Source organism: Bacteroides muris (ex Fokt et al. 2023), from assembly GCF_024704895.1.
Lineage (GTDB): Bacteria > Bacteroidota > Bacteroidia > Bacteroidales > Bacteroidaceae > Bacteroides > Bacteroides muris.
The window spans coordinates 74,355-99,868 of sequence record NZ_JAMZEE010000014.1; the positions used below are offsets into that span (position 1 = coordinate 74,355).

The window sequence follows — 25,514 nt, forward strand, 5'->3', positions numbered from 1 at the left end:
ATAGTGCAAAGAGTTCGGAATGAGAAGAGTACTTTTTCTGCTTTTGCAGGTCATTTATAAACTCCTTAAAATGGAGGGTGGCGTTAAAGTATCCATCAATTACGCCAAACTTGAAGCTAGTGACAATACAGATGACTTTGCCGCAGAACAAGCAGACTGTCAATCGGACTATGCTCATGAAACGGCATCAACGTATTGCGGCACCATTATTCACGGATGTTTTTTCTGAGAGGTCATAAAAAAGCGGCGGCAGATTCTGAAAACATCACGTAGTTTTCAGAATCTGCCGCCGCTTTTCTAAAATTTATCACCCTCTTTTTCAGAAATGAGTTCTATCTCCCCCTGGTAACCGTTATCCGTAGAAATCGACTTTCTGTGTGAATTCTCTATACAAGTAATCATGTGGAAAAATTAATTCGGTTCGTCAGCTAATGCCAGTATCATAAAAGAATATTGGGTAATAAGAGGTTTATAGATTTGTACTGAATAAACATTAATTTTGAATGGTGATATTTCTGTTTCTTATCAACTCTTCAAAGTTTTCAATATTATACTCCACTTTAGGTATCTCCGTTTTTTGATGAAAATCTTCCCAATAGAAGCCAATTCTTCGGATCTTGGCTCTGATGCCTTTTTGTTCATTATTGGAAGATTGCAGTTTCAGTCTGATTAACTCTTTAATTTTGAAAACTTCTTCTGAAGTGAATATTTTCTTACCTTTCATAATTATTCTTTGATGTTTAGTATGTTAGGGCATTTTCCCAATTTTTTATCTTTTCTCCTATCTTTTTAGCACAAGCATTACTGGTAGAATAAGCTATACTGGACGGCAATCGAGTTTTGTAATAGTTGGCAGCTTTCTTTCCATTAAATACAACTTTTTTTATTTTTGGGTAACGATTCAGCAAGCCGTCAATGTCATTATATTCTTCTTCTTTTATATTGCTATCCAGGCTGCTTTCACGTTCACAAGACTGTAACGTATCCCATAATGCAATGTGGTGTTTCTTTAAACACGAAATTTTTTCCTCGTAATCTTTGAATTCCATATTGGAATTGAACAATCTCTTCATTATTTTCCAGAAACTATTATTGGGTGAAGCGTAGTATTCTTTGCTTCTCAGTGATTCTTTACCGGGCATGGTTCCCAATATTAGGATTTCGGAACTTTCATCAATAATAGGCGGTAATGATTGTACCCTGTTGTTTAGTAATTCATCTTTTTTCATCGTTCTGTGATATGTTAATGTTATTCTTCAAAAATTGCAATAGCATGTGCCATCCATATAGAATTGTTTTGATAATCTTCTTTACAGCCTTTGGGAATATATAAAACGAAGCGTAAAGGAGCTATATCTTCTATAGAAGCTCCCGTTTCTTCAACAAAACTAGTTGGAGTTATTGTCGGCGTTATTTTTCCTTTAATGATAACGTTTTGTAATCTGGAACAGTTTCCAAATGCCCAACGTCCTATATATGTTACGTTTTGAGGAATAGTTATAATGGATAAATTTTTACAAAGTCCAAATGTGCTATCCTCTATTTTTGTTAAGGTTTCAGGCAAATGAATATCTTCAAGTGCGATACAACCGGTGAACGCATAAGCTCCTATGGTTTTTACTCTATTGGGAATGTTTATGTTTTTTAGATTTTTACAATGATTAAAAGCGCATTCACCAATGGATTTAGCTTGTTCTGGTAAAAGTATATGTTCCAATTTTTCCCAATTGAAAAATAGATAATCAGTAATTTCATTGTCTTTCGTGAAATAGTCCATGTCATTGTTTATGCGTTGATATGAATCTCCTCCAGATCTAATATTTGCATGTGATAAATCTAAATGAATAAGATTGGTCATTTTCTCCATGATAACAAAATCAGTCCCATTTATATAGCCTATAAGAGTCAAATCTTTTATTTTAGTTAAGTCTGTTGTAGATAATATTTCAGGTAATTTGCCTGGCTCTTGAATATCTATCCGTGCTTTAGTTCCATTCTCTGATAATGTTAATGCAGGTTTTGCAGCTTGGTATATTTCTATTTGTTCCGAGTTGCTTTCACCTTTAAATGTAATTTTACATTCGCGAGGAGATGTTTTTTCATTCTCTGATGAAATAAATGTAATGATTTGTTTTCCAGGCTGATATTGAAGATTGCCTTCTTTGTTGTAAATCCATGATTGGCCCTCTGGGTCAATTTCAATTGCATAGTTACAATTTGACAGAACTTCTATTTGAAATGTTGTACTAACATGACGAATTTCATGCCTTTTTTCTGGAAGCTGGATAAAATCTACCGATTTTTGCTTGATATTCAGTTCCTTTTGTATGTCTCCCACCTTTATTACAAACTGTGCATTCCTTTCATTGTGTTCTGCATTTTCTGCAACATGAATGTAGGCTGTGACTTCATTTGATTGTTCAAAATTATATTTATACTCTACTGTGCACCACTTATTGGTGGGGGTTATCCAGCTATGCCACCATGTTTGGTTCATAATAGTAAAAGACATGGATTGTTCGCCTCCTTCTGCAGGGAAAATTATGCCATTAGTAAATAGCATTTCACTTTCCGGTGAAAGAATGAGTTGTGGTTCGTCTTCTTTGCTGCATGAAACAATAAGCACACATGAAATGGCAATAAACCATAAGGAAATTTGCAGATTGTTTTTTTTCATGATTAGAATAACTTATGGCTATAGTGGACTCCGAATCATAGCCTTATTACTATAAAAGAAAGTGTGGAGTCACATCATCTATCTCGTTAGAGGCTCTGGTAAACCCGAATGTAAATAGACAATATTCCCCACACTTGTAATGTATATCGCTTAGGTAAGCATATACAAACAAGTGATGAGCGTGATTGCTATTCCTTACATTCATTGAAAATTTACCAGACTTTCTAACGAAGGGTAAAAGCTACACTTTCATCAATAAACTATGTATGTCCTAACCAGTTATGTTTGGACTTTGCAAAACTACAAAAAGTTTATTGATTATCAAACTCAAAGAAGGGGATATTGTCATCTGTTTTTTAGTAATAAACTCTATTTTTTATCAAATCATCTTCTTCGTCATCTATCTGTGCATCATAGATTTCGGGCGGATAGGTAAGTTCATCTTCCGGATTTGCAAGATATTCATCTAAATTTTCGTTGAAGATGTCGCTTTCGCTTTGTTTTTCGGGGGATAGGCGATATGTTTCTTCCGATATTTTTTTATAAGTTATGTTCCCGTTTTCGGAGGGGGAAGAATGTGGATCGTGAAATTTGTTTCTGAAGGCACGTTGTCGCGCGGCGTTTTCATTCAGGCTCTTTTCTAACATTATTTTGTTCATACTGTCTTGATAAGAATAATATCCAAAGATACTAAGGAAACAAAGTACGCCTATTCCTTTCAGGATATTCTTTCTGCTTTGGTAAGACTGGTTGCTCATGATTTTCTGTTTTAGACGTTTATTATGTTGGAAAGACAATAGACTATTATCCATTCCTTTTCAGCGCCTCTTCATACACCTTCCGCACCCGTTCGCACAGGTGCATCGGCTTGACAACTGTCAGCGAACGGCTACGTGCCAGCAGTGCCATTACAAAATCGTTGGTGATGCGCAGGTGCAAGCGGATGCGGAATTCCTCTTCATTGTCAACCAGCACTTCTTGTGAATGGTGCAGCGGTACGGATTTCAGGAAACTGCCGTCCAGTGCATCGTAACTTAGTTCGATTTCTTCCACAGGGATGTCGGTCTGGTTCCAGATGCCGTAGCTGTCTTTGAACAGTTCTTCCACGTTGATATTCATGTTGCGTTTGAAAGTCTCTTCGTAAAGAATGCTCAGGTTTCGGATGCAATCTACACTGAAGGTTTTCAGCATTCCTTTGTCGTAGGCAAGGAGATACCATCTTTGCTGGTCTTCTTTCAGGTAATGGGGAAGGACTTTCTTTTCACGTATTTTTCCTCCTTCGCGTACATAGATGTAGTTGAAAGTCAACGGATGGGAGAATTTGATAGCTTTTATCAATAGTGGAAGACACTCGCAATCCATCGGGCGGTGGTGTTCCGCCAGTACGTATGTATGCAGGTTGGAGGTACTGTCGATAGCGTTCAGCAAGTCGAAGTTCAGCAGCAGGCGCTCATATTGTTCTTTTTTCAAGTCATCTTCCTCATTGATGTAATAGCCGTTCCGTTTCTTGTCAAAACAGATGCGTATGCCGAAGAGGCTCTCTATTTCATTGAAGTCACGTTGCAGCGTTCGCAAATCTACGGGAGTGCCGTCGCGTTCCTCCATGCGGAGCGAGACATAATTTTCCAATTCCTCCCGCGATACATAGTGCTGCAATCCTTTCAGCTTGTTGATAATAATCAGCATCCGCTGCAATCCTTCTAACTTTCTGCCCATATATCTTTTCTTGTTTCGTTCTTGCGAACAAAGATGACAGGGTTGGACGACAAAACGTGTCGCCTGCAGAAAAAAGTGACGGTTAAAACCGCCGGTTTAGAGATTTTAATCCGGAAAAGAACGGAGGTTTGAAAAAAGAGGTATATTTTTGTGCTTTTAAAAAGTACTCTATGCTGAATACAGATAAGAATTTGAAGTTATATTACTCCATCAGTGAGGTGGCTGCCATGTTCGACGTCAACGAATCGCTGCTCCGCTTCTGGGAAAAGGAGTTTCCGCAACTCAATCCGAAGAAGGCGGGACGGGGCGTGCGGCAATACCGCAAGGAAGATGTGGAGACAGTGAAGCTCATTTACCATCTGGTGAAGGAGCGTGGCATGACGTTGCCCGGCGCCCGCCAGCGGATGAAGGACAATAAAGAGAACACGCTCCGTAACTTCGAGATTGTGGATCGTCTGAAGGCTATCCGCGAAGAGCTGGTGGGCATGAAGCTGGCGCTGGACGCGTTCACCTACGACGATGTGGAGAATCTGAAGGAAAATATTCAGAATATGAAGTAAGTATCTACTTCGACTAATCCGCGCGTGTCTATTTGGGAAAATCAATATCAGAACTGTTATTCATTTTGCAGCTAAATTTTGCAATTAATTTGAATACGAGATAGCCTATTATTATAGATACTATCCTACCTACAAATTCAGGAAAGGACAACGTCGTATATTCAAAATAACGAATCCTTATTGGGATATCAATAATAGAACTTCCAAATAAAATTGCAACAAATAGAATCCAAGGTTTAATAATTCTATAGTATCGACTAAGCATAATTACCGTAAATGCTTGAAATATCACGCACGAAGTAATAGTAGCTTGTATCGCTCCTATTATTCTTATCGGGCTAAGAAGAATAAATAATAAGAAGGATATGAAGAAAATTGATATAAAACATTTCTTTTTGTTCATAATGATGCGGTTAAATTCCTAATCCTAAACACATTCCATCACACTCAAACAGCCAAAATAATCCACATCCTGAAGTTGGCTTACAACTGCCCCTTGTTGGAGTTCTACAAGTAGTGTAATCGGGTCCTTCATGATTCAATATATCGCAATAACTACTTTTCTGGCTACACGAACATTCAAACCCAACTCCTTCTCCTTGAGTTAACGCAATAATTTCATCTTCAAAATTTTTATCTAAGTCACCTTGCTTATTTAATACTTTTTCTATGCTATAACAAATTGCATGAATTTGCTTTTTATTCCATCCGAGTGTGTTGTTGGCATATTCTTGCCATCGATATATAAAAATCAGCAACTCGTCATTATTATTCAAATCGATAGAAGTGAATATAGACTTCTCATAATCTAATATCAATGAATAGATTAGTTCTATATGCTTCCATTCGACTTCAGACCAGTCTAGCTTTTCCAACTCTTGGTATTTTTCGTTCCATATTTCTCGTTTCTTTTCAGTATCAAAGATTCGATAAGCAGCTCTTTTATATGAATCCTTTTTTAAATTCAGAAATTGCATTCTACTCATCCTGCTTATTTCTAAAACATTCTCATTTGCCCATCTTTCAATGTCAGGATCGCAACTATACATATTACTTTTCTGGCAAGAGAAAGAAAATATGCTCATAACCAAAACTAATAGATATTTGACTTTTTGCATATAGACTATTTTTATAAAACGTGATTATATAATATGATTTTGTTGAAAAGTTTCAATGGGTCTCTTAAAGACTATTTTATAAAACCTTTAACGCGAATAATTTCAATGTCATTAGTCGCATTTGATTTAATGAAGATTGCTTTATTAAAGACTCCCTTTTTGTTTCTTATATTAACTAAGACTTCTATACTTCCGACTTCTCCTCTGGACAAAGGAGGGCTTTTATTCACAGCTGTGAGGCAATTGCATGAAACATCTGTCTTAATCTCGATTGCCCAATATTTGCGTAAGGGAAATAGATTAAAATTTCAGATGTTTGTTTCTCCATTATGGAACCAAAATCAATAACTTTATCTTTAAATAGAAGAAGACTTTCATTATTCTTACCCAATGAATCTAATTGGAAATTTTTAAAATCTTCAGTATTCAGAACCAATGTATTGGAAACTTTATTTGTACAGCTAACCAGGAAGATTCCAAGGCATAAAATTAGTTGTGTTCTCATTATTATAATGGTTATTTATAACGACTTTAATTGTGTCAATAAAGGTGGTATTTAATTCCATTATGCATATTTATTTTTAATTGCTTTATATAAATATTCAAATTACTATCAGTGTATTCACTACCAGAATATTGCTTTACTGTCAGTTGAATGTCGGTTGGTTCGCTGGAGGTTAATTGGCTTTTAACTATGTTGAGAATACTTTTTCTTAATCTATTTTTATAAGGAAAGTTAATTCTGCCATGCTTTTGCTTTAATCCTCTATTCTCACCACCTGCTTGATGTTCTGTATCTGCTTCAGATTATTACAGATAGTACGCACGTCCTCCACATCGTGTACGTAGAGCTGTATCTTTCCTTCGAAGATGCCGTCGTTGGTTTCGATGGTCAGTTTGCGGATGTTCACGTTGAGCTGGCGGGAAATGACCTGGGTCACTTCGTTCAGCAGTCCCATGCTGTCTATACCTTTTATATATATAGTGACGAGGAACGACAAATCCTTGTGCGTGTCCCACTCGGTGGCGATGATGCGGTTTCCGTAGCTACTTTTGAGGCGGGCGGCAACGGGGCACTGACGCTTGTGGATGATGACGCGGTTTTCTTCATCGATATATCCCAGGACATCATCGCCCGGAATAGGGTGGCAGCAGTCTGCCATGATATAATTCTTGGAGATGGCCTCTTCGGTCAGTTTTAGAATCTGTTTGGTATTAATCTTTTCTTGAGGGGCTTTTTCTTCCGGCTGCTCCTTGTTCTCTTTATTGTCTTTGTTTCCAAACGAAAAGGTGAGATATTTCTTCCAGTTGCTGCTCTGTCTTTCTTTGAATGCATTCTTATCTGCATCACCCAATACAATCTTCTTGCTACCGACGGCTACGAGCAATTCGTCCCGGGTATGGAATTTATGCAGTTTGGTCAGTTTGTCCAATGCGGCGTCATCAATGCGGATATCTTCATTTTTGAAGAAGTCGGCGATTATGGTTTCACCCTCTTTTTGGTAAGCCTTTGCTTCTTTACGCAGGATAGAAGCTATTTTGGCACGGGCGCGGGCGGTGGTGGCGTATGCTTCCCATTCCGGTTGCACACGTTGCGACTTGGAGGTCAGTACCTCTACCTGGTCACCGCTTTGCAGCTTGTGGCTTAGGGGGACTAGTTTGTGGTTTACTTTGGCACCGATGCAGTGGCTGCCTATGTCGGTGTGCAGGGAGAAGGCAAAGTCCAGTGCTGTGGAGTTCTGCGGCATGGTCTTGAGGTCGCCTTTCGGGGTGAAGACGAAAATCTCTGATGCAAACAGGTTCAGTTTGATGGTATCGAGAAAATCGATGGCGTCCGGTTGCGGGTCGTCCAGAATTTCCTTGATGGTACGCAACCATTTCTCCAGTTCGCCTTCATCTTCGCTGCCTCCGCCTTCTTTGTATTTCCAGTGGGCGGCAAAGCCTTGTTCGGCAACGTCATTCATACGCTCACTGCGGATTTGCACCTCAATCCACTGCCCGTGGTTGCCCATCAGGGTGACGTGCAGGGCTTGGTAGCCGTTGGCTTTGGGATGGCTGACCCAGTCGCGCAGGCGGTCGGGGTGGGGCTTGTATATCTTGGAGATGGAGACATAGATGTCGAAGCAGTCGTTCAGTTCCTCTTCCATATTGCGCGGTTCGAAGATGATGCGTACGGCAAGCAGGTCATAGATTTCCTCGAAAGGTACATGCTTGGTCTGCATCTTGTTCCAGATGGAATAGATGGATTTTACCCGGGCGAGGATACGGTATTTCAGGCCCATCTTATCCAATTGGGCACGTATAGGGGTAGTGAAGTCTTTGAATACCTTGTCACGCTCAACGGAGGTGGCTTCCAGCTTCTTTTCTATTTCGCGGTATTCTTCGGGATGTTCGTATTTGAAACTCAGGTTCTCAAGCTCGGTCTTTATCTTGTATAAGCCCAGCCGGTTGGCAAGCGGGGCATAGATGTAAAGGGTCTCACCGGCTATCTTGAACTGCTTGTTGGGCAGCATGGAGCCAAGCGTGCGCATGTTGTGCAGGCGATCGGCTATCTTGATAAGGATGACACGGATGTCGTCGGACATGGTGAGGAGCAGCTTCTTGAAGTTCTCCGCCTGCGCCGAGGCACGGTCGCCGAAGATGCCGCCGGAAATCTTTGTCAGCCCGTCTACAATCTGGGCGATTTTGGGGCCGAAGATGTTTTCGATATCCTCTACGGTGTAGTCGGTGTCCTCCACCACATCGTGCAGCAATGCCGAGCATATGGAAGTAGACCCCAGTCCTATCTCATTACAGATAATCTTTGCCACGGCAATGGGGTGCATGATGTAGGGCTCGCCGGAACGACGCTTGATGCCCTTATGCGCCTGGTTGGCAAAATTGAATGCTTTGGTTATTATTTCGACGCGCTTGCGGTGCTTGGTGCCCAGATAGTCGTTCAACAGTTCTTGGAATGCCTGTTCGATCATTTCCTCTTCGGCTTTTTCCTTTTCCTTCTGACTTATGTTTTCTTCCATATACTGCTTTCTCCTTTCTTCACTTCACTTTTTGCAAAAATAAGCAATTTTCAACACGGGACAAGCGTTTATGTCTTTATTTATAAATCTTCAAGCGCTTTCCTGCGGAGATTCTGGTACTGCGCAATCCATTCCAACTTTTTAACTGATTGACAGTGACGCCGTATTTCCGTGCAATGCTGCCAAGGTTCTCGCCACTGCGTATCTTGTGGTAGGTGACATTCCCCGTAGCGGTACTGCCTTTGCTGTTGCGTGCCGTCGAGCGTGTATCGGAAACGGCTACTACTCTGCGGTTCTTGAACAACTCGTTGCTGCGGTGGGCATAGATGGTATCTTGTTTGTCAATAAAGGTACTGATGTGGTTGATGGGGAGGCGTAGTGTCTGCGGCTTGCTCTCTCCGGGGATGATGCTTTTCTTGAACTGGGGGTTCAGGCTCTTTATTTGGTCCAGGCTGATGCCGCATATATCGGCAATCTGCTCGAAATGAAGGTTACGGCTTATCTGCACCGTATCTGTTGCCTCCGGAATGTCGGTTTCCATGGGGCAGATGTTGTGTTTGCAGTAATAGGTCATTACGTAGTTGGCGGCAATGAAGGCCGGTACGTAACCGCGTGTTTCTTTGGGCAGGTAGTTGTAGATTTCCCAATAATCCGTTTTCCCTCCCGAGCGGCGGATGGCTTTGTTGATGGTGCCCGGACCGCAGTTGTAGGCGGCAATCACCAAGTTCCAATCTTTGTAGATGTCGTACATGTCCTTCAGATAGTGTGCTGCGGCCCAGGTCGCTTTTATCGGGTCGCGGCGTTCGTCTACGAGGCTGTTGCTTTCCAGTCCGTATATCTTTCCGGTGGCGAGCATGAATTGCCATAGTCCGCAGGCTCCCGCACGGGAGACGGCAGAAGGGTTGAGGGCAGACTCTATGACGGGCAGGTATTTCAGTTCGAGCGGCAGGCCGTAGGCATCCAGTGCTTCTTCGAAGATGGGCATATAGAAATTGCAGGCGCTCAGCATGAAGGCAACTTGATTGCGCAGGCGTCCGGCATACATGTCGATGAACTTGCGTACAATTTCGTTGTAGGGCATTTCCATGACGGTCGGCATGCGCGACAACCGGTCTATGTATACGGAGTCGCTGAACATCGGGTTCACGGTAGAGGTGCTGCAGTCTTTTCCCAAGTCTATGTAGTTCTTGGCTTTCCAGTCATTGAGCAGGCTGTCCAGCGGATAGGTCATGCTTTTGGGCAGTTCGATGGATTCTTGGCGTTCTGTACCGTTTTCGCGGATAAGCACTTCCACGCTTTCCTGCGCATGCGTGGCCGGAGCGGCGAAGAGGGTGCAAAGCAGAATCGAGGCTCCGAGGATAATTCTTCTGGTATGGATGGACTTATGTATCATATAGGTATTATGCTTTAATTTTCGTTTTTAGAATCGGAAACTGCATTGTACGCCGACGTTTCTTTTAGAGGAGCCGGTCATCTGGCTGTTGATTATGGCAGGCTCCACTTTCATACTGAGGTCGGGGGTGATGTCGAAGTTGGACAATTCTGCGTCTACGTATGCGTCGACAACAGACAGCAGGTATACGCCGATAAAGGCGAAGATGCTCAAGTCGCGGTATCGCCGGAAAGTGTCCTTGCGCTTCCGCAGTATTTCCGTCAGCTGGCTGTTGCTGTAATTATGGTTGGGCGGAAGCAGGTCGGTGATGCTGCTGGAAGTCCAGTTTTCGTTTACGGCATCCTTGTAGGCTGCCGAATAGTCCTTGTACATCTTGCCGTTCCACGTGAGGGCGTAGGCACAACCGGCAAATCCGCCGTAGAAGATGGGCAGTTTCCAATATTTGCGGTTGTAGATTTGTCCGCCTCCGGGAATGACGAGAGCAAGCCAGGTGGCTTTCGTAGGATTGGGCACCCATCTTTTGGGGTCGATGGCCTTTTGCAGGCTGTCTGTAGGCACGGGCTGTTCCTTCAGGTCGGGGCTGGCGGTCATTTCCAGCATCTTCCGTTTGTTTTCGGCTGCAAGACTGTCGGCCACGGCAAGGCTGTCTTTTCCCATGGTGGGCCGTCGTCGTATTCGGTCTGTCGTCCGGTTCAGACTGTCGGCTTGCGGGCGCACGGTGTCGAGAGTATCGGTCTGATGCCGCTGTGCACGCTTTGAAGCGGCGCGCGGACGGTCCTGACCATACATAGCAATCCCTGCCATCTGTAAAAAACAGAGCAGCAGGGCAATGGCTAACTGATGTATTCTTCCTTTTTTCCTCATTTATTTCTTCAGCGTATCAAGAATGCCGATGATACGTTCTAATTCTTCTTCGTTATTGAACGGGATACTGATTTTGCCTTTTCCTTTCTCCGAGCAAGTGAGCTGCACTTTGGTACTGAAAAAGCTCGAGAGCTGTTGTTTCAGCATATTGAATTCTTCGGGCAGTTTGGCGCGTTTGGGGGCAATCTTGCGACCGCCGCTCTTCACGGTTTCGCCTTCGCTCAGCGACTTTACTATTTCTTCCACTTTGCGCACGGAATAGCCATGCTCAAGGATTTCCTCGAAGATCTTCACCTGCAGTTTGGGGTCGCCCAGCGTCACCAACGCGCGGGCATGTCCCATGTCTATCTGCTTGTTCTGCAGTCCTATCTGGACGGGAGCGGGCAGTTTGAGCAGGCGCAGGTAGTTGGCAATGGTGGTACGCTTCTTGCCTACGCGTTCGCTGAGGCGCTCTTGCGTCAGCCCGTATTGCTCCAACAGATGCTGGTAAGCGAGGGCTATTTCTACGGAGTTCAAGTCTTCGCGCTGTATGTTTTCGATGAGCGCCATTTCCATGACGTTCTCGTCATCTGCAGTGCGGATATAGGCGGGGATGCTGGTCAGTCCGGCAAGCTGCGAAGCGCGGAAACGACGCTCGCCGGCGATAATCTGGTATTCGTCGTCGCTAAGCTTGCGCAGGGTGATGGGCTGTATGATGCCGATTTCGGAGATGGAATCAGCTAACTCCTGCAACGCAACCGGGTCGAATTCATGACGGGGCTGGTTGGGATTGACCGTAATCTTCGACAACTCTATTTCATTGATGGAGGAGGAACCTTCGGTCTGCACTTCATCTATGGAGAACAGGGCGTCCAGCCCGCGTCCTAATGCATTTCTTTGTGCCATCTGTTTATTTACTATATTGACGATTTACAATTTACTATTTAGCCATGCGGGGTGATTTTGTTGTGTATTGTAAATATGGTATTTATCACTAACCCCTAATCATTAATCACTAACCGCTTATCCTTAACCACTAATCCCTTCTTGCGTTTCTGCTTATCAGCTCCTTGGCAAGTGCCATGTGGTTCTTGGCTCCGGTTGAGTCTGCGTCATAGAGAATGGTGGGCAGGCCGTAGCTGGGAGCTTCGCTCAGTTTTACATTACGCTGGATGACGGTGTTGAATACCAGTTCCTGGAAGTGGCGTTTCACTTCATCGTAAATCTGGTTGGCCTGGCGCAGACGCGAGTCGTACATTGTCAGCAGGAAGCCTTCGATTTCGAGGGCGGGGTTCAGCTTCGACTTGATGATTTTAATGGTGTTCAGTAGTTTGCTGATGCCTTCCAGTGCGAAATATTCCGCTTGTACGGGGATGATTACCGAATCGGCGGCAGTCAGTGCGTTGACCGTAATCAGACCCAGAGACGGGGAACAGTCTATCAAGATATAGTCAAACTCATTCTTCAGCGGAGCGAGTACTTCTTTCAGTATCTTTTCGCGGTTTTTCAGATTGAGCATTTCTATTTCGGCACCTACCAGATTGATGTGGGAGGAGATGACCTTCAGAGTGTCTATCTCCGTGTCATGAAGGGCCTCGCATACGTCTGCACGGTCGATAATGCACTCGTAGATAGTACATTCCGACTGCTTGATGTCCACACCCAATCCGGAGGAGGCGTTGGCCTGCGGGTCGGCATCTACAACAAGCACTTTCTTTTCAAGCGTGGCAAGCGAGGCTGCGAGGTTGATTGTCGTCGTAGTCTTGCCTACACCACCCTTTTGGTTAGCCATAGCAATTATTTTTCCCATAATCTCAATATTTATTGGCAGCGAAATAAGTGATAATTCCGGATAGTGCCTACTAAAAAAGAGGAAGATTGCCAAAACGGTTGATAAGTCGCCTGTTTTGTTAATAACTCCACAAGGCGGTGTGTCTCTCCGTATTCGGCGGTTCGGTCGTTATTTCCCTCTAATTAGCAGGCAAATATACATATTTATCTTGAAACAGGGAGGCTTTTTTGCCTCGCTTGCAGAAGATTAAGATTTGTTTTATGCTTTCATGTCTTTTGCTTGTTTTGTAAATAGCTTATTTTCACTGTTCTTTATACTGAAAAAGAATGTGTATTAATAGGCCGATTGGCATATTAGTCTATCGAAGCCCTTTCCCGTTCCAGTGTCTCGGGCCGCAGCATTTCTTTAGGGAAATATTTGCTCAACGGGTAACGGTAGAAGTTCATGTTTTGCCGCAACCTGTTTACAAGCGTGCGGTCGGGCTTGAAGTAGATGCGTGACACCCGTACTTTGCCTGGGGTCACATCGTCGGGGTGCTCAAAGCCCTCGCTCGTGATGGACAGGTTGAAGGACCCTAGACCCTTGATGGTGACCGACTCGCCTTCGCAGAGTGCCTCTTCGATGTACTTGGGCAAGTCCACCAATACACTCTGCACGTCGCCCTCGCTCATGCCTTTGCGGCGGGCCATGCGGCGGGCCAATATCTCTGTTGTCACTCCTCCGCGCATTTGCAAGGTTCGTTGCACGGCATAGTATAGTTGCTTCATTCCTTCCTTGGTGCGGAAGAGTTTCTTTCTTACCAGATAAATCATGTCTATATCCTTTCTTGTTATGGTTGTATATCCGTTGGGTTGCGCATGCCTGCCTGGCGTATGCCCCATCTCTTTCCGGCAGGCAGCGCATTGCCGGAAATGATGCACAAGATGGCATCTTGTGTGTCGTAAGTCGGCATGTTGTGTTGTTCAAGTTGGCATCTTGTGCGGCAAAGGTAAGTGTGTTTCGGCAGATATGCAAGTGTTTTCCGAAGAAGTAAGGCAAGGGTGTCTTCCGTGAGAGTATGACTCTTTCATTTAATGGAGTTATCGGGAGTTAAAATGAAAGATTCGTAGAAGGGGATAAATATTTTATTGCTAATGTTTTGAAATGCAAATGTTTTTTGGTATATTCGAACGCGGAATCTTTAATCAAAAATAGGGTTGGCTATGAGGAATTATTTCATCTTTTTAATTTTTGTTTCGTCTATAGCGTTAAGTGCATGTGGGCATGAAGAAACTGTTGTTCAAGAAGATGCGGATAGCCTCGAAACTTCTCAAGAACTTGTTACGGATTTGAATAATGCCGCATTTGCCACATTTGTCTTTCCGGTAAACCAGAGAAGGAGTAATGAACTTGATTCATTTGATCCTGAAGGTATGGATTATGCCATAGCTGTAAAACAAGAATTTGATTTCGCTCAAATGATGAGTCTGGTGCAAGATTTGGATGCTGCAAATGAAAAGGCAAAATCTCTTTTCCCTAATGTGCATTATTGTGATGATTTGGATTTCTTAAAAGAATATGTATCTAATATTGTGGAAATTGGAGATAAATCTCAAATTAGGCTTTTTACGGATGAAATGTGCAGGAATATTGACAATGCAGGGCTTAGCTCGGAAAGAACATTAGACTTGAAAGCAATGATGGCGATAGCAGAAAATAGTTATTCTCTTTGGATAATTGAAGAAAAATGAACAGGCAGGTTGTTGTAAGAATGGTGGTTGTGCTGTTCGCACTGCTGGGTTTTGGCTCGTTTCCGCTTAAAGCCCAGAAAATATATGCCACTGACACGGAAACAGGTGAAAAAACATTTGTGCTGACCTATGGCTGGGGAATCACGGGATATGCTTCGTCTCATGGCATTTCGGCTTGGGACGTAGATGGCAAAGATGGAGGCGTGGCCAACCTGCTCAAAGCTATGTGCTACTCTTCTTCCTCTGAAGTGGGCTATGGAGGGCTTCTCTATGGCAATACGCATTCGCAACGTTTTCAGGCAGAAGGAGTGAAAGAACGGGTGAATCTCATCTATGTGGCACCGCAGGTCTCTTACTTGAAACGTGCCACCATGTTCCCGTCATGTTTCGGCACTATGGGAGGAGGAGTGGGGTATTTGCACTACCGGAGCAAGACGGCTCTTTCGGGCCATCCTGATGACATAAAGGTTTCCGCTTCCAGTGCGGGAGTCAATGGCTTTATAGGTTTTGAATATACTTTTGCACGCCATTGGGGCATTAGCTTGGAGGTGGATGCGCTTTACTCGCCTGTCAAGTTGGGGAAAGGCGGAAGGGAGCCGATTCCTTTCAAGCCGAGAGGAAAGTTTGGCCTATTCTTGCTGACCACACAGATAGGCCTGTCTTGTCATCTGTAAACGATGGACGTGCTTTCGCTGCAATTTATAACAGTGTTTCTGCGAACTTCCAGCAGAAGTAAGCACATATCACGCATTTCGCTACTGTGCCCAGCAGGAATCCAAGTAGCGAGCCCAGTCCCGATTTCAAGGCCCGGTTTGCGTTGCTGCCTCCCATCAGCTCACCGATGAAGGCTCCGAGAAAGGGGCCGAGGATGATGCCCCAAGGCATGAAGAACAGCCCTATGATGCTGCCTATGAGACAGCCGCGTGTGCCCCATCGGCTGCCTCCGCTGTATTTGCTGCCCAGCATCGGGACGAAATAATCCAGTATCTGTACAAGGACGACTGCCGCCAGCCATAAAAGCAACTGCATGGTGGAAAACTGCGCCTTGTCCGTGAGGTGTAGGAGCAACAAGCCCGTATAGGCTACGGGCGGTCCCGGAATCATAGGCAGGATGCAGCCTGCCAGTCCGGCAATCAGGCAGAGGATGCCCAAGATGATGAGAAGAATGTCCATAGGTGTATTGTTTCTGTTGGTGAAGATGACAGCGGTGGTTCCCTGCTACTCGAATCGGTTGTATATGACAATGGGGCGGGAGCGGCGTGTGCTCATCGACGGGAACCATATATCGTCGGCTGTGAGGCCGCATTGCTTGATGGCTTCGGCGCAATATTCCAGTCGTCCGAAGTCGGCATCGACATTGTTTGTGCCGAATGTGAATTTGATCCCACGTGCCTTGGCGCGACGGATAATCTCGAAACTGGGAATCCGGTAGCGTGCATTGATTTCCAAAGCGATTCCATGTTGTTGCAATACATCCAATACGCGTTCAATTCGTTCGTCAGTCCAGTACTTGTCGTAATCATGCGCCATTGTGTCGGGCAGGAAGGTAGGGTTGGCATAAATGTCGGCAGGCTCGTTGGTCAGAATCAGGACTGTTTGGTCGACAAGGTGGTTCATATACTGCTCAAGCGTAATGTCGTCGAAGAGTGCTTCTTCGGCCCGGTAGATACGCGAATTGCGTCCCTTGTGGTCTATGATGGTCATGGCGTCGGTAAACAGGTAATCGAAAATCCCCAGTGATTCCTGCGAGAAAGTAGTTGTCCACTTACGCCCTTCACCTTGCACCCCGCATAGGAATGGCAAGCCTTTTACTTCATTAAAATAGTCGTATACTTCTTTGTCATCGGCCAGCATACGTCCTACACCACCCTCGCCGGCATTGGGGGCAACACCATAGTTGATGCCGTAATTCATGGACATGGCGTGTGCCATTTCCTTCGTCAGCCCTCCTTTCAGGTGAACGTGGTAGTCTATGACCGGAAAATCGCGTTGCTGTAGCCTGATTATTCCGTCCGTGCGTTCGTCTACCGGAGCAAGCGTGTCGGCTTCGTTGCGTGCTTCCTTGGCAAGTCGTTCGATGGCGAGATTCCGGAACGACACTTCGCCGTGTATGCCTTGCAAGGCAATGGAACCTTGGCTTAGCAGTTGCCGGGCGTGCTCTTCTGTACGGTATGGATGTTCGGGTTCGGTATAGCAGACGACTTCGGTTCCGCCAATGCAGACCATGATGTTTTGTCCGCGTACGGTTATCTCGAAGTCAAACCATTCTCCATCTTTTGCGAGTGAGCGGTAGAGGTTGCGCACGGAGGCGAGCGAGCCGCTCTTGCGTGTACCGTCGATGTCTCCGTTACGGAATATCACCTCATAACCGGACTCACCGTCCGTATGAAAGAGGAGGCGTGCTTCGGAACCGGGTTTTGTGAAGGCTTCGCCGGTGAGCCGGAAATTCTGATATTCTTTGTCGTTGAAGAGTTTCCGGCCTTCTGTAATGACCGGGTCTGCCGTGCGAAGCGTAGATGCCCCGTCATCCCATTGGTCAAGTGGCTCGGGGGAATTGTTTCTGCCGCAACTTGTCAGGACTGCCAGAAACAGAATGATTGCAGCGGTTGCAGCCTCGATGCGTACGGCAATGGTAGGATGGCAAAAAGTGTTCATTATGGAATGGATTTTATGAATGTTTGTATTTCAATTGTTGGCGGTGCAAAGTTAGCCTTTTCTGAGAATATCTTCGGATACAAAAGAATTATTATTCTTGTAGCATGCAGTTTAAAGCCTTTTTAGCTACTTTTGTGCGACAATAAAAAGAAGATTATGAAAAATCAGAGACCTTTGATATTGATTTCCAATGATGACGGTATCATTGCGAAAGGTATTGGCGAGTTAATCAAATTCCTTCGTCCGCTGGGCGAGATTGTGGTAATGGCGCCGGATGCGCCCCGTTCCGGAAGTGCGTGTGCGCTGACTGTAACAGAGCCTATCCGCTACCAACTGGTCCGTAAGGATGTCGGGCTGACGGTATACAAGTGTTCCGGTACGCCGACCGACTGTGTGAAGCTGGCCTTTCATACGGTGCTCGACCGCAAGCCCGACCTGGTGGTGGGCGGCATCAACCACGGCGACAATTCTTCTGTAAACCTGCACTATTCCGGTACGATGGGCGTCGTGATAGAAGGATGCCTCAAAGGAGTGCCTTCCATCGGATTCTCTCTTTGCAACCATGAGCCGAACGCCGATTTTGAGCCGGCAGGTCCTTACATCCGCGAGATAGCCCGGCTGGTATTGGAGAAGGGGTTGCCTCCGTTGACGTGCCTCAATGTCAACTTCCCCGATACCAAAGAGCTGAAAGGCGTGAAGATTTGCGAACAGACCAAGGGACAATGGATGAACGAATGGGAGAACTTTGCTCATAGAGGGGATGCCCGTTACTATTGGCTGACCGGCGAGTTTGAGAACAACGATGCCGAAAATGAGAAGAATGACCATTGGGCGCTTGATAACGGTTATGTGGCAATCACCCCGACCACGGTGGATGCAACGGCATACGGCTTGATTGATGAACTGAAAGCATGGTTCTGAATTAATTGACAATTATCAATTGATATGAAGTATTACTTGATTGTCGGTGAAGCTTCCGGCGACCTGCATGCCTCCCATCTGATGGCTGCATTGAAGGAGGAGGACTCGCAAGCGGAGTTCCGTTTCTTCGGAGGCGACCTCATGGCTGCAGTGGGCGGTGTGATGGTGAAGCACTACAAAGAGCTGGCGTATATGGGGTTCATTCCCGTATTGCTGCATCTGCGCACCATCTTTGCCAATATGAAGCGCTGCAAGGAGGATATTGTTGCATGGCAGCCGGATGTGCTGATTTTGGTGGACTATCCGGGCTTTAATCTGGATATAGCCAAGTTTGTCCATGCCAACACAAGGATTCCTGTCTTTTACTATATCTCTCCCAAGATTTGGGCATGGAAGGAATACCGCATCAAGAATATTAAACGGGATGTGGATGAACTGTTCTCCATCCTACCGTTCGAGGTGGAGTTCTTCGAAAAAAAACATCACTATCCGATACACTACGTCGGCAATCCGACAGTGGATGAGGTGACGGCTTTTCTTGCTTCCGGCTCAGAGACATTTGACGACTTTGTCCGGGCAAACGGACTTTCGTCCAAACCCATCATTGTCTTGCTGGCCGGTAGCCGCAAGCAGGAAATCAAGGACAATCTGCCCGACATGCTTCGTGCGGCAGCTTCTTTTCCCGATTATCAGCTCGTACTGGCCGGTGCTCCGGGCATTTCTCCCGAGTATTACAAATGTTATGTAGGCGGGGCGGACGTGAAGATTATCTTCAACAAGACATTCTCCTTGTTGAGGCAGGCAGAGGCTGCACTGGTCACTTCGGGGACGGCAACGCTGGAAGCGGCCCTGTTCCGTGTGCCGCAAGCGGTATGCTACCATACTCCGATAGGGAAGGTTATCGCTTTCCTGAAACGGCATATACTGAAGGTGAAGTACATTTCCTTGGTCAACCTCATTGCCAACCGGGAGGTGGTGAAAGAGCTGGTTGCCGATACCATGACAGTAGAGCAGGTACGCTCGGAGCTGAACCGTATCTTGTACGACAAGGAATATCGCTGCCGGATGCTCGAGGGATATGAGTGCATGGCATCCCGCTTGGGAGAGGCCGGAGCACCCGGACATGCTGCCCGCAAGATGGTGGCGTTGTTAAGGAAGCTGAAATAAAATCAGGATAGTTTCTAAGAAATTGTTAAAATGGAAGAAGCCGGTGCAGTAAATGCCCGGCTTTTGTATTCTCTATACAAAAACAAATGAAAAGAACTTTGATTATGAAAAAGCTGTATGGGTTATTTATGGCAATATGTTTGGCAGTGATGCCCGTCTTGCAATCATGTGATGATGGCGATGGATATTCTTTGGGTGATTTTACTCCGCCTTTGTGGGCTACTGTGCGTGTTACGGGGAATGCCTTTTACTTGAACTGCGATGTCTGGGGGACGCTTTGGCCGGTGAATACGGACATAGGATGGTATGATGCCGTGGATGGACAACGGGTGATAACCGTATTCAATCCTTTGCAGGACAACTATGCAGGATATGACCATGCCGTGAAACTGTTGCGCTTGCAAAACATTCTGACGAAAGAGGTGGAAACGCTGACTCCCGAAACTGAAGAAGATTTCGGTAACGACCCCGTGTTTATAAATAAAGGTGACATCAGCATCAGTGGTGGTTATATGAACATCTTTTTCATGCAGAACCTGCCATTCTCAACAGAACAAAAACACCGCATCAGCCTGGTGCGTCCGCAAAAGGATGATGCCTTGTATGGCGAAGACGGATATATCTACTTGGAACTCCGTTATAATGATTATGATGACCTGTCGGGACGTCGCGGTCTTGGTGCTGTCTCCTATAATCTGAACAGCCTGGAGATTTCCTCAGAAACCAAAGGCATCAAACTGAAACTCAATTCGGAAAAGAATGGAGAGGTGGAAGTAACCTTTGATTTGAAAACAGTGGGAAGTAATGAAAAGCTGACTACTAATGTGGATCTGTCCAATATGCAGTTGAAGTAAGAAAAGGGTTGTGATAGTATATAGTAAGAAAGAGCACCCGGGATTTTGATGTCATCCATCTGCCCGGGTGCTCTTTTTATATGTTTTATGCAGGTTTGTTCGTGTGAACCGTTGTTAGAACATCGTCAATGCATACAGATAAACGACTGCTGCGGGAATTGCCATCAGGGCACTGTCGAAACGGTCGAGCATCCCTCCATGGCCCGGCAGAATGTTGCCCGAATCCTTAATTCCCAATTGGCGTTTCATGAGTGATTCGGTCAAGTCGCCCCATGTACCGAAAATGACTACGACGATTGCCAGACCTACCCATTGCCACCACAGCATGAAAGAGAAAAAGTACGCAAAGACAAAAGATGAAGCGATGGAGAAAATTCCGCCGCCGATACTGCCTTCCCAAGATTTCTTTGGGGAAATGCGCTCAAACAGACGGTGTTTGCCTATCAATGAACCAGTACAGTAGGCACCCGTATCACTCAACCAGATGAATACGAAGATGGAAAGCGGCAGGATGGGGTTGTAGGTCACACTGCTCGTTTCCGTGGAATATTGAAAAGCAAGTACATTCAGTAGGGCGAAGGGGAGTGCCACGTACAATTGGCTCAGCATGGAGTAGGCCCAGTTACCCGTCGGGTTCTTTTTCTTGAGGTAAAGTTCCGTAATCATCATGTAGAGCAACAGTCCCAAATAAGGAAGGAATATCCGTGCTCCTACAGACTGCTGGGTACAGAAACTCATTAATGCAAGGAAAAGGTAAGCTCCCCCCAATGCAGTGATGGTCTTGTTTATGCTTACTTCGCCGCTCCGGTTGACTAATTGGGCAAACTCATGTACGCTCAGTGCACTGATAATGGTGAACAGTATACCGAACGAAAGGGGGCTGTAAAGAATACAGCCCACCAATACTATGACGAATAATACACCGGTAACGGCACGTTGGATAAAGTTATTTTTCATGCTTTTCTTCTTTCTTGACTTCCTTTTCTGCTTCTATGGCTTTTTGTTGTTCTTCTTGCTCTGCTTTTTTCACCTCGGCAGCAGTCTTGTTTGCACTGATTTCCTCCGAACGGGAAGCCCATGGACGTTTTCCAAAGATGTGTTCAACGTCTTCGGCAAAGATTACTTCCTGATCAATCAGCAGTTGTGCCAGCCGGTTGTGTCCTTCTTGGTTTTCGGATAGTATTTTCTTGGCACGTTCGTACTGTTCGTTGACCATCTGCTTCACTTCTTCGTCAATCAGTTCCGCAGTCTTTTCGCTATACGGGCGGTTGAAAGAATATTCCTCATTATTATAATAACAGAGGTTGGGGAGTTTTTCGCTCATACCCAAATAGGCAATCATACCGTATGCCTGCTTTGTCACACGTTCTAAGTCATTCATGGCTCCGGTGGATATTCTACCCAAGAATAGGTCCTCGGCGGCACGTCCTCCCAAGGTGGCGCACATCTCATCGAGCATCTGTTCCTTGGTGGTGATTTGCCGTTCCTCCGGCAGATACCAGGCTGCGCCCAAAGCGCGTCCGCGGGGTACAATAGTTACTTTAATCAGCGGATTGGCGTATTCTAGCAACCAAGAGATGCTGGCATGGCCGGCTTCGTGTATGGCAATGGAACGGCGTTCGGCCTCGGTAGTGATTTTGGTTTTCTTTTCCAATCCACCCACAATACGGTCTACGGCATCCAGGAAGTCTTGCTTTCCGACGAACTTCTTGCCGTGGCGGGCGGCTATCAGGGCTGCTTCGTTACATACATTGGCTATGTCCGCTCCCGAGAATCCGGGAGTCTGGCGTGCCAGAAGGTCTACATCCACACTATTGTCTATCTTGATGGGGCGCAGGTGTACGCCGAATACTTCCTTACGCTCATTAAGGTCGGGTAGGTCTACATGTATCTGGCGGTCAAAACGTCCGGCTCGCAGCAATGCTTTGTCCAAGACGTCCACACGGTTGGTAGCGGCCAAGATGATAACGCCGCTGTTGGAGCCGAAGCCGTCCATTTCAGTCAGCAACTGGTTCAATGTGTTCTCGCGCTCGTCGTTGCCACCCATGGCGGCTGCTTTGGCACGTGCACGGCCTACAGCGTCAATCTCGTCGATGAACACGATACAAGGTGCTTTTTCCTTTGCTTGGCGGAACAAATCGCGAACACGGGAAGCTCCCACGCCGACAAACATTTCCACAAAGTCGGAACCTGCCAAAGAGAAGAAAGGTACGTTGGCTTCTCCGGCCACGGCCTTTGCAAGCAGGGTCTTTCCGGTTCCCGGAGGACCTACCAACAAGGCACCCTTGGGTATCTTACCTCCCAAATCGGTATATTTTTGAGGTTCTTTCAAGAACTCGACAATTTCTTCTACCTCTTGCTTGGCTTCGGCAAGTCCTGCCACATCCTTGAATGTAATCTTGATGGGGGAACCTTTTTCAAATAATTGGGCCTTGGACTTTCCTACGCTGAAGATGCCTCCACCTCCGCTCATGCCTCCACCTCCGTTCATGCGTCGGGACATGAAAATCCAGAAACCGATAAGGAATGCAAAAGGGAGAATCTGCCACAGAATGGCACCGAAGTAGTTTCGCTTCTTTTCGTAGTTGATGGAGCCGTCAAAGTGGGCGTCGTCTCTTTCCTTTTGCAGGAAATTCCCCAAGCTCTCGCGTGAAGGGGCCTCGGTCGTAATAAGCGGATTCTTGCCTACTCGGCTGGAGTCCTGACGAAATACGTTCCCTATGTGCTGCGGTTTGACGTAAGCTTCGACGGAGTTGTCATCGTAACCGATTACTTTGCTTATATAACCGTTTCGTACATATTGCTGGAATTCATCATAAGAGATATTTTTGGTTGCCGTACCGCTTTCGTTGGTCAGGTACAGCCCTAACAGCATCATTGCTATAATCATATACAGCCAGTTCAGGTTGAACTTGGGCATATTTACTTTATTGGGTTTCTTGTTGGTATTATTATCCATACGTTTTGATTAATCGAGGTCAGGAATTTGAGTTAATTTGGCATCTGCCCAGAGGTGTTCCAGATTGTAGAATTCCCTTGTTTCAGGCAGGAAGACATGCACTAATATGTCCGAGTAGTCCATAGCTACCCATTCAGCATTGCGCAGCCCGTCTACGGCAAAGGGCTTGGTATCGGCACCCTTGCGTGTGAAGTCCCTTATGGATTCTACAATGGCTGTCACTTGGCTGGGAGAGTTTCCTTGGCAGATGACGAAATAATTGCATATTGTATCGTCGATTTTTGTCAGATTTGCGATGACGATTTTTTTTCCTTTTTTATCTTGAATACCTTCTGTTATCTGTTGAATCAGTTTCTTCGTTTCGTTCATTATACATTATTATATTAAAACAGTTGACAAATATACGTTGATTTCTCATATCAAACACGCAAAAGAGGAAAACTCTTTCAATTTTTGTTTTTTTTTAGTTATATAATCCTTTGGGTTACGGTATCTTATCAGTTTTTTGCAAAAAAAATGCTCGTTTTTGTTTTGATTTATAGAAATCTTTGTATCTTTGCAACCGCAAAACGGAAATAACAACCATTGGGCTATGGTGTAATGGTAACACTACAGATTCTGGTCCTGTCATTCCTGGTTCGAATCCAGGTAGCCCAACCACAAACAGCCAATTTGAGTCAAAAACCTCCTAAAATCGCAAGTTTTAGGAGGTTTTTTTGTTGCTTTTCGACCATGTACGATTTTTTCAGTGCAGGTATTCGGTGGTCGAATCGGTGGCAAGTTCCCTTGTAAAATCTCCTTTTTCAATTGTCTTGCAGTTAAATAAACTTAAAGACGATGAATGAGAAAAAGAAAACGTTCTCGGTGAGGTTTTGGATGCGTCGCACGAGAACACAAGGAAACGTATCACCTTTATTTTGCAGGGTTACAATCTGCGGACAAAGATACGAAATTAATGCGAATTTCTGCGCACCGCTCAAAGGGTGGGATGCCAAGGCACAACGTTTCACGGGACGTTCCGCAGAGGAAAAGAACGCGAACCGCGTCATGAACGACATGCGTATCAAAATCGAAGATACGCTGAACAAACTGCGCAAGAAGGAGGCGGAAATCAATCTGAAAAACTTCAGGCTTGCCTTCGAAGACGGTAAGAACGACTATTCAACCGTCTCGGCTCTCTTTGAGTATCACCGGATTATAGACGGAAAAAATCTTGAACCTTCCACAAACCTGCTCTATGATGTGACCGAACGCCTGCTGCTGCGCTTCGTCAAAACCCGTTACAGGCTGTCGGACTATATGGTGGATGCCATCGACAAGGCATTCGTCATGGAGTTCTATGCCTTCCTGCAAGGCTTCAGGAGGGAAGGGAAAGGCCGTGTGTGCACCGTGAACGGTGCCATGAAGCACATGCAGCGGTTGAAGCGGGTGATGAACCTCGCCCTGCAGAACGACTGGATAGCATCAAACCCGGTCTGCACGCTGCACGTGAAGCGCAACAAGGTGGAACGGGGCTACCTTGAGCAGGAAGAGGTGGAGAAGATAAGGAAAGCCGTGCTGCCGCCCTCGCATGCCGTGCTGCGGGATATGTTCCTGTTTGCCGTCTATACGGGGATATCCTATGTTGATATGGTGAACATGACACCGGAAAACATCACAATCGGTATAGACCGCACGAGGTGGATTCACTTCAACCGGCAGAAAACCGGGCTGCGCGTGTCGTTGCCCCTACTGCCTCCGGCGGAGGAGATACTGGACGGCTTCGAATGCTACAGACCGGAAGGGGAGGAAAACCGGAAAATATTCCCCATGCTTACCAACCAGGCCACGAACCGCTACCTGAAAGATATTGCCAGGGTGGCGGGCGTGAAGAAGAACATCACTTTTCACGTTGCAAGACATTACGAATTGTCTTTATCGCTGAAATTGAATAGTTTGCAAAGATTCGTTTCTTGATGGGTAACGATTTAGAAACGAGCGAAGTTCTCTATTTTGTCTTATTCTGCATAATCCTCAAGAACGCTTATCTTGACTACAAAATTATATAGAAAAATCGAGTTTTTCTACACCGGCACAATAAAAACCGAGGCCAACCCTGAAACTCTGCTTCAT

Annotated in this window: 28 protein-coding genes and 1 tRNA gene; 9 read left to right on the forward strand and 20 right to left on the reverse strand. The window is 45.4% G+C overall.

Translation table 11 applies throughout. From position 1 onward, the window contains the following. Positions 1-19: 19 nt before the first annotated feature. Positions 20-229, forward strand: coding sequence for a hypothetical protein (locus M1B78_RS07810; protein ID WP_168354287.1), 210 nt, complete (start codon positions 20-22; stop codon positions 227-229). Between the two features lie 264 nt (positions 230-493). On the opposite strand, the gene M1B78_RS07815 is transcribed toward M1B78_RS07810, so the two are convergent. The 5 genes from M1B78_RS07815 to M1B78_RS07835 form a co-directional block, all read right to left on the reverse strand. Next, entirely contained in the window at positions 494-724 is a 231-nt protein-coding gene (locus tag M1B78_RS07815) for a hypothetical protein (protein WP_136009581.1), read from the reverse strand. A gap of 16 nt (positions 725-740) precedes the next feature. Beyond that, on the reverse strand, positions 741-1,229 hold the full coding sequence (locus M1B78_RS07820; protein ID WP_136009582.1) for a DNA-deoxyinosine glycosylase: 489 nt from the start codon (positions 1,227-1,229) through the stop codon (positions 741-743). A gap of 20 nt (positions 1,230-1,249) precedes the next feature. Next, complete coding sequence (locus tag M1B78_RS07825) at positions 1,250-2,677, reverse strand: leucine-rich repeat protein (protein ID WP_257940343.1); 1,428 nt, start codon at positions 2,675-2,677, stop codon at positions 1,250-1,252. A gap of 356 nt (positions 2,678-3,033) precedes the next feature. Further along, a complete protein-coding gene (locus M1B78_RS07830) occupies positions 3,034-3,336 on the reverse strand; it encodes a hypothetical protein (protein WP_257932045.1) in 303 nt (100 codons plus the stop codon). 145 nt (positions 3,337-3,481) lie between these two features. Next, positions 3,482-4,393 (reverse strand): helix-turn-helix transcriptional regulator, encoded by a 912-nt coding sequence (locus M1B78_RS07835; RefSeq protein ID WP_257940344.1) that lies wholly within the window; start codon positions 4,391-4,393, stop codon positions 3,482-3,484. A 170-nt stretch (positions 4,394-4,563) separates the two neighbouring features. Between M1B78_RS07835 and M1B78_RS07840 the strand changes: the two genes are divergently transcribed. Beyond that, on the forward strand, positions 4,564-4,953 hold the full coding sequence (locus tag M1B78_RS07840) for a MerR family transcriptional regulator (RefSeq protein WP_257940345.1): 390 nt from the start codon (positions 4,564-4,566) through the stop codon (positions 4,951-4,953). Positions 4,954-5,366: 413 nt separating this feature from the next. Here the strand turns inward: M1B78_RS07840 and M1B78_RS07845 are convergent, their stop codons facing one another. From M1B78_RS07845 to M1B78_RS07885, 10 genes are all read right to left on the reverse strand, one after another. After that, positions 5,367-6,071 (reverse strand): bacteriocin fulvocin C-related protein, encoded by a 705-nt coding sequence (locus tag M1B78_RS07845; RefSeq protein ID WP_257940346.1) that lies wholly within the window; start codon positions 6,069-6,071, stop codon positions 5,367-5,369. A 71-nt stretch (positions 6,072-6,142) separates the two neighbouring features. Next, complete coding sequence (locus M1B78_RS18865) at positions 6,143-6,301, reverse strand: DUF1573 domain-containing protein (RefSeq protein ID WP_168354393.1); 159 nt, start codon at positions 6,299-6,301, stop codon at positions 6,143-6,145. Further along, positions 6,298-6,576 carry a hypothetical protein gene (locus M1B78_RS07850; RefSeq protein ID WP_257940347.1) on the reverse strand — a complete coding sequence of 93 codons (279 nt, stop codon included), beginning with the start codon at positions 6,574-6,576 and terminating at the stop codon, positions 6,298-6,300. Before M1B78_RS07850 ends, M1B78_RS18865 begins: the two co-directional genes overlap by 4 nt. A gap of 253 nt (positions 6,577-6,829) precedes the next feature. After that, positions 6,830-9,088 (reverse strand): RelA/SpoT family protein, encoded by a 2,259-nt coding sequence (locus tag M1B78_RS07855; RefSeq protein WP_257940348.1) that lies wholly within the window; start codon positions 9,086-9,088, stop codon positions 6,830-6,832. A 76-nt stretch (positions 9,089-9,164) separates the two neighbouring features. After that, positions 9,165-10,481 carry a lytic transglycosylase domain-containing protein gene (locus M1B78_RS07860; RefSeq protein ID WP_257940349.1) on the reverse strand — a complete coding sequence of 439 codons (1,317 nt, stop codon included), beginning with the start codon at positions 10,479-10,481 and terminating at the stop codon, positions 9,165-9,167. Positions 10,482-10,508: 27 nt separating this feature from the next. Beyond that, on the reverse strand, positions 10,509-11,345 hold the full coding sequence (locus M1B78_RS07865; RefSeq protein WP_136011389.1) for a DUF5683 domain-containing protein: 837 nt from the start codon (positions 11,343-11,345) through the stop codon (positions 10,509-10,511). Beyond that, positions 11,346-12,230 (reverse strand): ParB/RepB/Spo0J family partition protein, encoded by an 885-nt coding sequence (locus M1B78_RS07870; RefSeq protein ID WP_257940350.1) that lies wholly within the window; start codon positions 12,228-12,230, stop codon positions 11,346-11,348. It lies immediately after the preceding gene. A 130-nt stretch (positions 12,231-12,360) separates the two neighbouring features. Beyond that, positions 12,361-13,134: a ParA family protein gene (locus M1B78_RS07875; protein ID WP_136011387.1), complete on the reverse strand. Its 774-nt coding sequence runs from the start codon at positions 13,132-13,134 to the stop codon at positions 12,361-12,363. A 335-nt stretch (positions 13,135-13,469) separates the two neighbouring features. After that, positions 13,470-13,934, reverse strand: coding sequence for an HU family DNA-binding protein (locus tag M1B78_RS07880; RefSeq protein ID WP_257932048.1), 465 nt, complete (start codon positions 13,932-13,934; stop codon positions 13,470-13,472). Positions 13,935-13,945: 11 nt separating this feature from the next. Beyond that, entirely contained in the window at positions 13,946-14,068 is a 123-nt protein-coding gene (locus M1B78_RS07885; protein WP_257940363.1) for a hypothetical protein, read from the reverse strand. Between the two features lie 250 nt (positions 14,069-14,318). On the opposite strand from M1B78_RS07885, the gene M1B78_RS07890 reads away from it, so the two are divergent. After that, positions 14,319-14,846: a hypothetical protein gene (locus M1B78_RS07890; RefSeq protein ID WP_257940351.1), complete on the forward strand. Its 528-nt coding sequence runs from the start codon at positions 14,319-14,321 to the stop codon at positions 14,844-14,846. Next, positions 14,843-15,520 carry a hypothetical protein gene (locus tag M1B78_RS07895; RefSeq protein WP_257940352.1) on the forward strand — a complete coding sequence of 226 codons (678 nt, stop codon included), beginning with the start codon at positions 14,843-14,845 and terminating at the stop codon, positions 15,518-15,520. Before M1B78_RS07890 ends, M1B78_RS07895 begins: the two co-directional genes overlap by 4 nt. Before the next feature lie 25 nt (positions 15,521-15,545). Here the strand turns inward: M1B78_RS07895 and M1B78_RS07900 are convergent, their stop codons facing one another. After that, a complete protein-coding gene (locus M1B78_RS07900; RefSeq protein ID WP_257940353.1) occupies positions 15,546-16,019 on the reverse strand; it encodes a DUF456 domain-containing protein in 474 nt (157 codons plus the stop codon). 45 nt (positions 16,020-16,064) lie between these two features. Continuing rightward, a complete protein-coding gene (locus M1B78_RS07905; protein WP_257940354.1) occupies positions 16,065-17,501 on the reverse strand; it encodes a DUF1080 domain-containing protein in 1,437 nt (478 codons plus the stop codon). A 156-nt stretch (positions 17,502-17,657) separates the two neighbouring features. Between M1B78_RS07905 and surE the strand changes: the two genes are divergently transcribed. The 3 genes from surE (at position 17,658) to M1B78_RS07920 (ending at position 20,443) form a co-directional block, all read left to right on the forward strand. Further along, positions 17,658-18,422: a 5'/3'-nucleotidase SurE gene (surE, locus tag M1B78_RS07910; RefSeq protein ID WP_257940355.1), complete on the forward strand. Its 765-nt coding sequence runs from the start codon at positions 17,658-17,660 to the stop codon at positions 18,420-18,422. Positions 18,423-18,446: 24 nt separating this feature from the next. Beyond that, positions 18,447-19,589 carry a lipid-A-disaccharide synthase gene (gene lpxB / locus M1B78_RS07915; RefSeq protein ID WP_257940356.1) on the forward strand — a complete coding sequence of 381 codons (1,143 nt, stop codon included), beginning with the start codon at positions 18,447-18,449 and terminating at the stop codon, positions 19,587-19,589. A gap of 104 nt (positions 19,590-19,693) precedes the next feature. Beyond that, positions 19,694-20,443, forward strand: coding sequence for a NigD-like protein (locus M1B78_RS07920; protein ID WP_257940357.1), 750 nt, complete (start codon positions 19,694-19,696; stop codon positions 20,441-20,443). A 114-nt stretch (positions 20,444-20,557) separates the two neighbouring features. Here the strand turns inward: M1B78_RS07920 and M1B78_RS07925 are convergent, their stop codons facing one another. The 3 genes from M1B78_RS07925 to rsfS are packed head-to-tail and all read right to left on the reverse strand — an operon-like array spanning position 20,558 to position 23,771. Beyond that, positions 20,558-21,400 carry a phosphatidate cytidylyltransferase gene (locus tag M1B78_RS07925; RefSeq protein ID WP_257932033.1) on the reverse strand — a complete coding sequence of 281 codons (843 nt, stop codon included), beginning with the start codon at positions 21,398-21,400 and terminating at the stop codon, positions 20,558-20,560. Further along, on the reverse strand, positions 21,390-23,402 hold the full coding sequence (gene ftsH / locus M1B78_RS07930) for an ATP-dependent zinc metalloprotease FtsH (protein ID WP_257940358.1): 2,013 nt from the start codon (positions 23,400-23,402) through the stop codon (positions 21,390-21,392). The genes M1B78_RS07925 and ftsH overlap by 11 nt, the downstream gene beginning before the upstream one ends. 9 nt (positions 23,403-23,411) lie before the next feature. Continuing rightward, on the reverse strand, positions 23,412-23,771 hold the full coding sequence (rsfS, locus tag M1B78_RS07935; protein WP_257940359.1) for a ribosome silencing factor: 360 nt from the start codon (positions 23,769-23,771) through the stop codon (positions 23,412-23,414). Positions 23,772-23,988: 217 nt separating this feature from the next. On the opposite strand from rsfS, the gene M1B78_RS07940 reads away from it, so the two are divergent. Further along, positions 23,989-24,062 (forward strand) — tRNA-Gln (locus tag M1B78_RS07940). A gap of 177 nt (positions 24,063-24,239) precedes the next feature. Further along, complete coding sequence (locus tag M1B78_RS07945; RefSeq protein ID WP_257940360.1) at positions 24,240-25,358, forward strand: site-specific integrase; 1,119 nt, start codon at positions 24,240-24,242, stop codon at positions 25,356-25,358. Positions 25,359-25,514 lie beyond the last annotated feature (156 nt).

What these genes read in the sequence shown, in the direction of transcription:
- M1B78_RS07810 (WP_168354287.1), top strand. Translation starts at nt 20, where the DNA reads ATGAGAAGAGTACTTTTTCTGCTTTTGCAGGTCATTTATAAACTCCTT.
- M1B78_RS07815 (WP_136009581.1), bottom strand. Translation starts at nt 724, where the DNA reads ATGAAAGGTAAGAAAATATTCACTTCAGAAGAAGTTTTCAAAATTAAA.
- M1B78_RS07820 (WP_136009582.1), bottom strand. Translation starts at nt 1,229, where the DNA reads ATGAAAAAAGATGAATTACTAAACAACAGGGTACAATCATTACCGCCT.
- M1B78_RS07825 (WP_257940343.1), bottom strand. Translation starts at nt 2,677, where the DNA reads ATGAAAAAAAACAATCTGCAAATTTCCTTATGGTTTATTGCCATTTCA.
- M1B78_RS07830 (WP_257932045.1), bottom strand. Translation starts at nt 3,336, where the DNA reads ATGAACAAAATAATGTTAGAAAAGAGCCTGAATGAAAACGCCGCGCGA.
- M1B78_RS07835 (WP_257940344.1), bottom strand. Translation starts at nt 4,393, where the DNA reads ATGGGCAGAAAGTTAGAAGGATTGCAGCGGATGCTGATTATTATCAAC.
- M1B78_RS07840 (WP_257940345.1), top strand. Translation starts at nt 4,564, where the DNA reads ATGCTGAATACAGATAAGAATTTGAAGTTATATTACTCCATCAGTGAG.
- M1B78_RS07845 (WP_257940346.1), bottom strand. Translation starts at nt 6,071, where the DNA reads ATGCAAAAAGTCAAATATCTATTAGTTTTGGTTATGAGCATATTTTCT.
- M1B78_RS07850 (WP_257940347.1), bottom strand. Translation starts at nt 6,576, where the DNA reads ATGAGAACACAACTAATTTTATGCCTTGGAATCTTCCTGGTTAGCTGT.
- M1B78_RS07855 (WP_257940348.1), bottom strand. Translation starts at nt 9,088, where the DNA reads ATGGAAGAAAACATAAGTCAGAAGGAAAAGGAAAAAGCCGAAGAGGAA.
- M1B78_RS07860 (WP_257940349.1), bottom strand. Translation starts at nt 10,481, where the DNA reads ATGATACATAAGTCCATCCATACCAGAAGAATTATCCTCGGAGCCTCG.
- M1B78_RS07865 (WP_136011389.1), bottom strand. Translation starts at nt 11,345, where the DNA reads ATGAGGAAAAAAGGAAGAATACATCAGTTAGCCATTGCCCTGCTGCTC.
- M1B78_RS07870 (WP_257940350.1), bottom strand. Translation starts at nt 12,230, where the DNA reads ATGGCACAAAGAAATGCATTAGGACGCGGGCTGGACGCCCTGTTCTCC.
- M1B78_RS07875 (WP_136011387.1), bottom strand. Translation starts at nt 13,134, where the DNA reads ATGGGAAAAATAATTGCTATGGCTAACCAAAAGGGTGGTGTAGGCAAG.
- M1B78_RS07885 (WP_257940363.1), bottom strand. Translation starts at nt 14,068, where the DNA reads ATGCCGACTTACGACACACAAGATGCCATCTTGTGCATCATTTCCGGC.
- M1B78_RS07890 (WP_257940351.1), top strand. Translation starts at nt 14,319, where the DNA reads ATGAGGAATTATTTCATCTTTTTAATTTTTGTTTCGTCTATAGCGTTA.
- M1B78_RS07895 (WP_257940352.1), top strand. Translation starts at nt 14,843, where the DNA reads ATGAACAGGCAGGTTGTTGTAAGAATGGTGGTTGTGCTGTTCGCACTG.
- M1B78_RS07900 (WP_257940353.1), bottom strand. Translation starts at nt 16,019, where the DNA reads ATGGACATTCTTCTCATCATCTTGGGCATCCTCTGCCTGATTGCCGGA.
- M1B78_RS07905 (WP_257940354.1), bottom strand. Translation starts at nt 17,501, where the DNA reads ATGAACACTTTTTGCCATCCTACCATTGCCGTACGCATCGAGGCTGCA.
- surE (WP_257940355.1), top strand. Translation starts at nt 17,658, where the DNA reads ATGAAAAATCAGAGACCTTTGATATTGATTTCCAATGATGACGGTATC.
- lpxB (WP_257940356.1), top strand. Translation starts at nt 18,447, where the DNA reads ATGAAGTATTACTTGATTGTCGGTGAAGCTTCCGGCGACCTGCATGCC.
- M1B78_RS07920 (WP_257940357.1), top strand. Translation starts at nt 19,694, where the DNA reads ATGAAAAAGCTGTATGGGTTATTTATGGCAATATGTTTGGCAGTGATG.
- M1B78_RS07925 (WP_257932033.1), bottom strand. Translation starts at nt 21,400, where the DNA reads ATGAAAAATAACTTTATCCAACGTGCCGTTACCGGTGTATTATTCGTC.
- ftsH (WP_257940358.1), bottom strand. Translation starts at nt 23,402, where the DNA reads ATGGATAATAATACCAACAAGAAACCCAATAAAGTAAATATGCCCAAG.
- rsfS (WP_257940359.1), bottom strand. Translation starts at nt 23,771, where the DNA reads ATGAACGAAACGAAGAAACTGATTCAACAGATAACAGAAGGTATTCAA.
- M1B78_RS07945 (WP_257940360.1), top strand. Translation starts at nt 24,240, where the DNA reads ATGAATGAGAAAAAGAAAACGTTCTCGGTGAGGTTTTGGATGCGTCGC.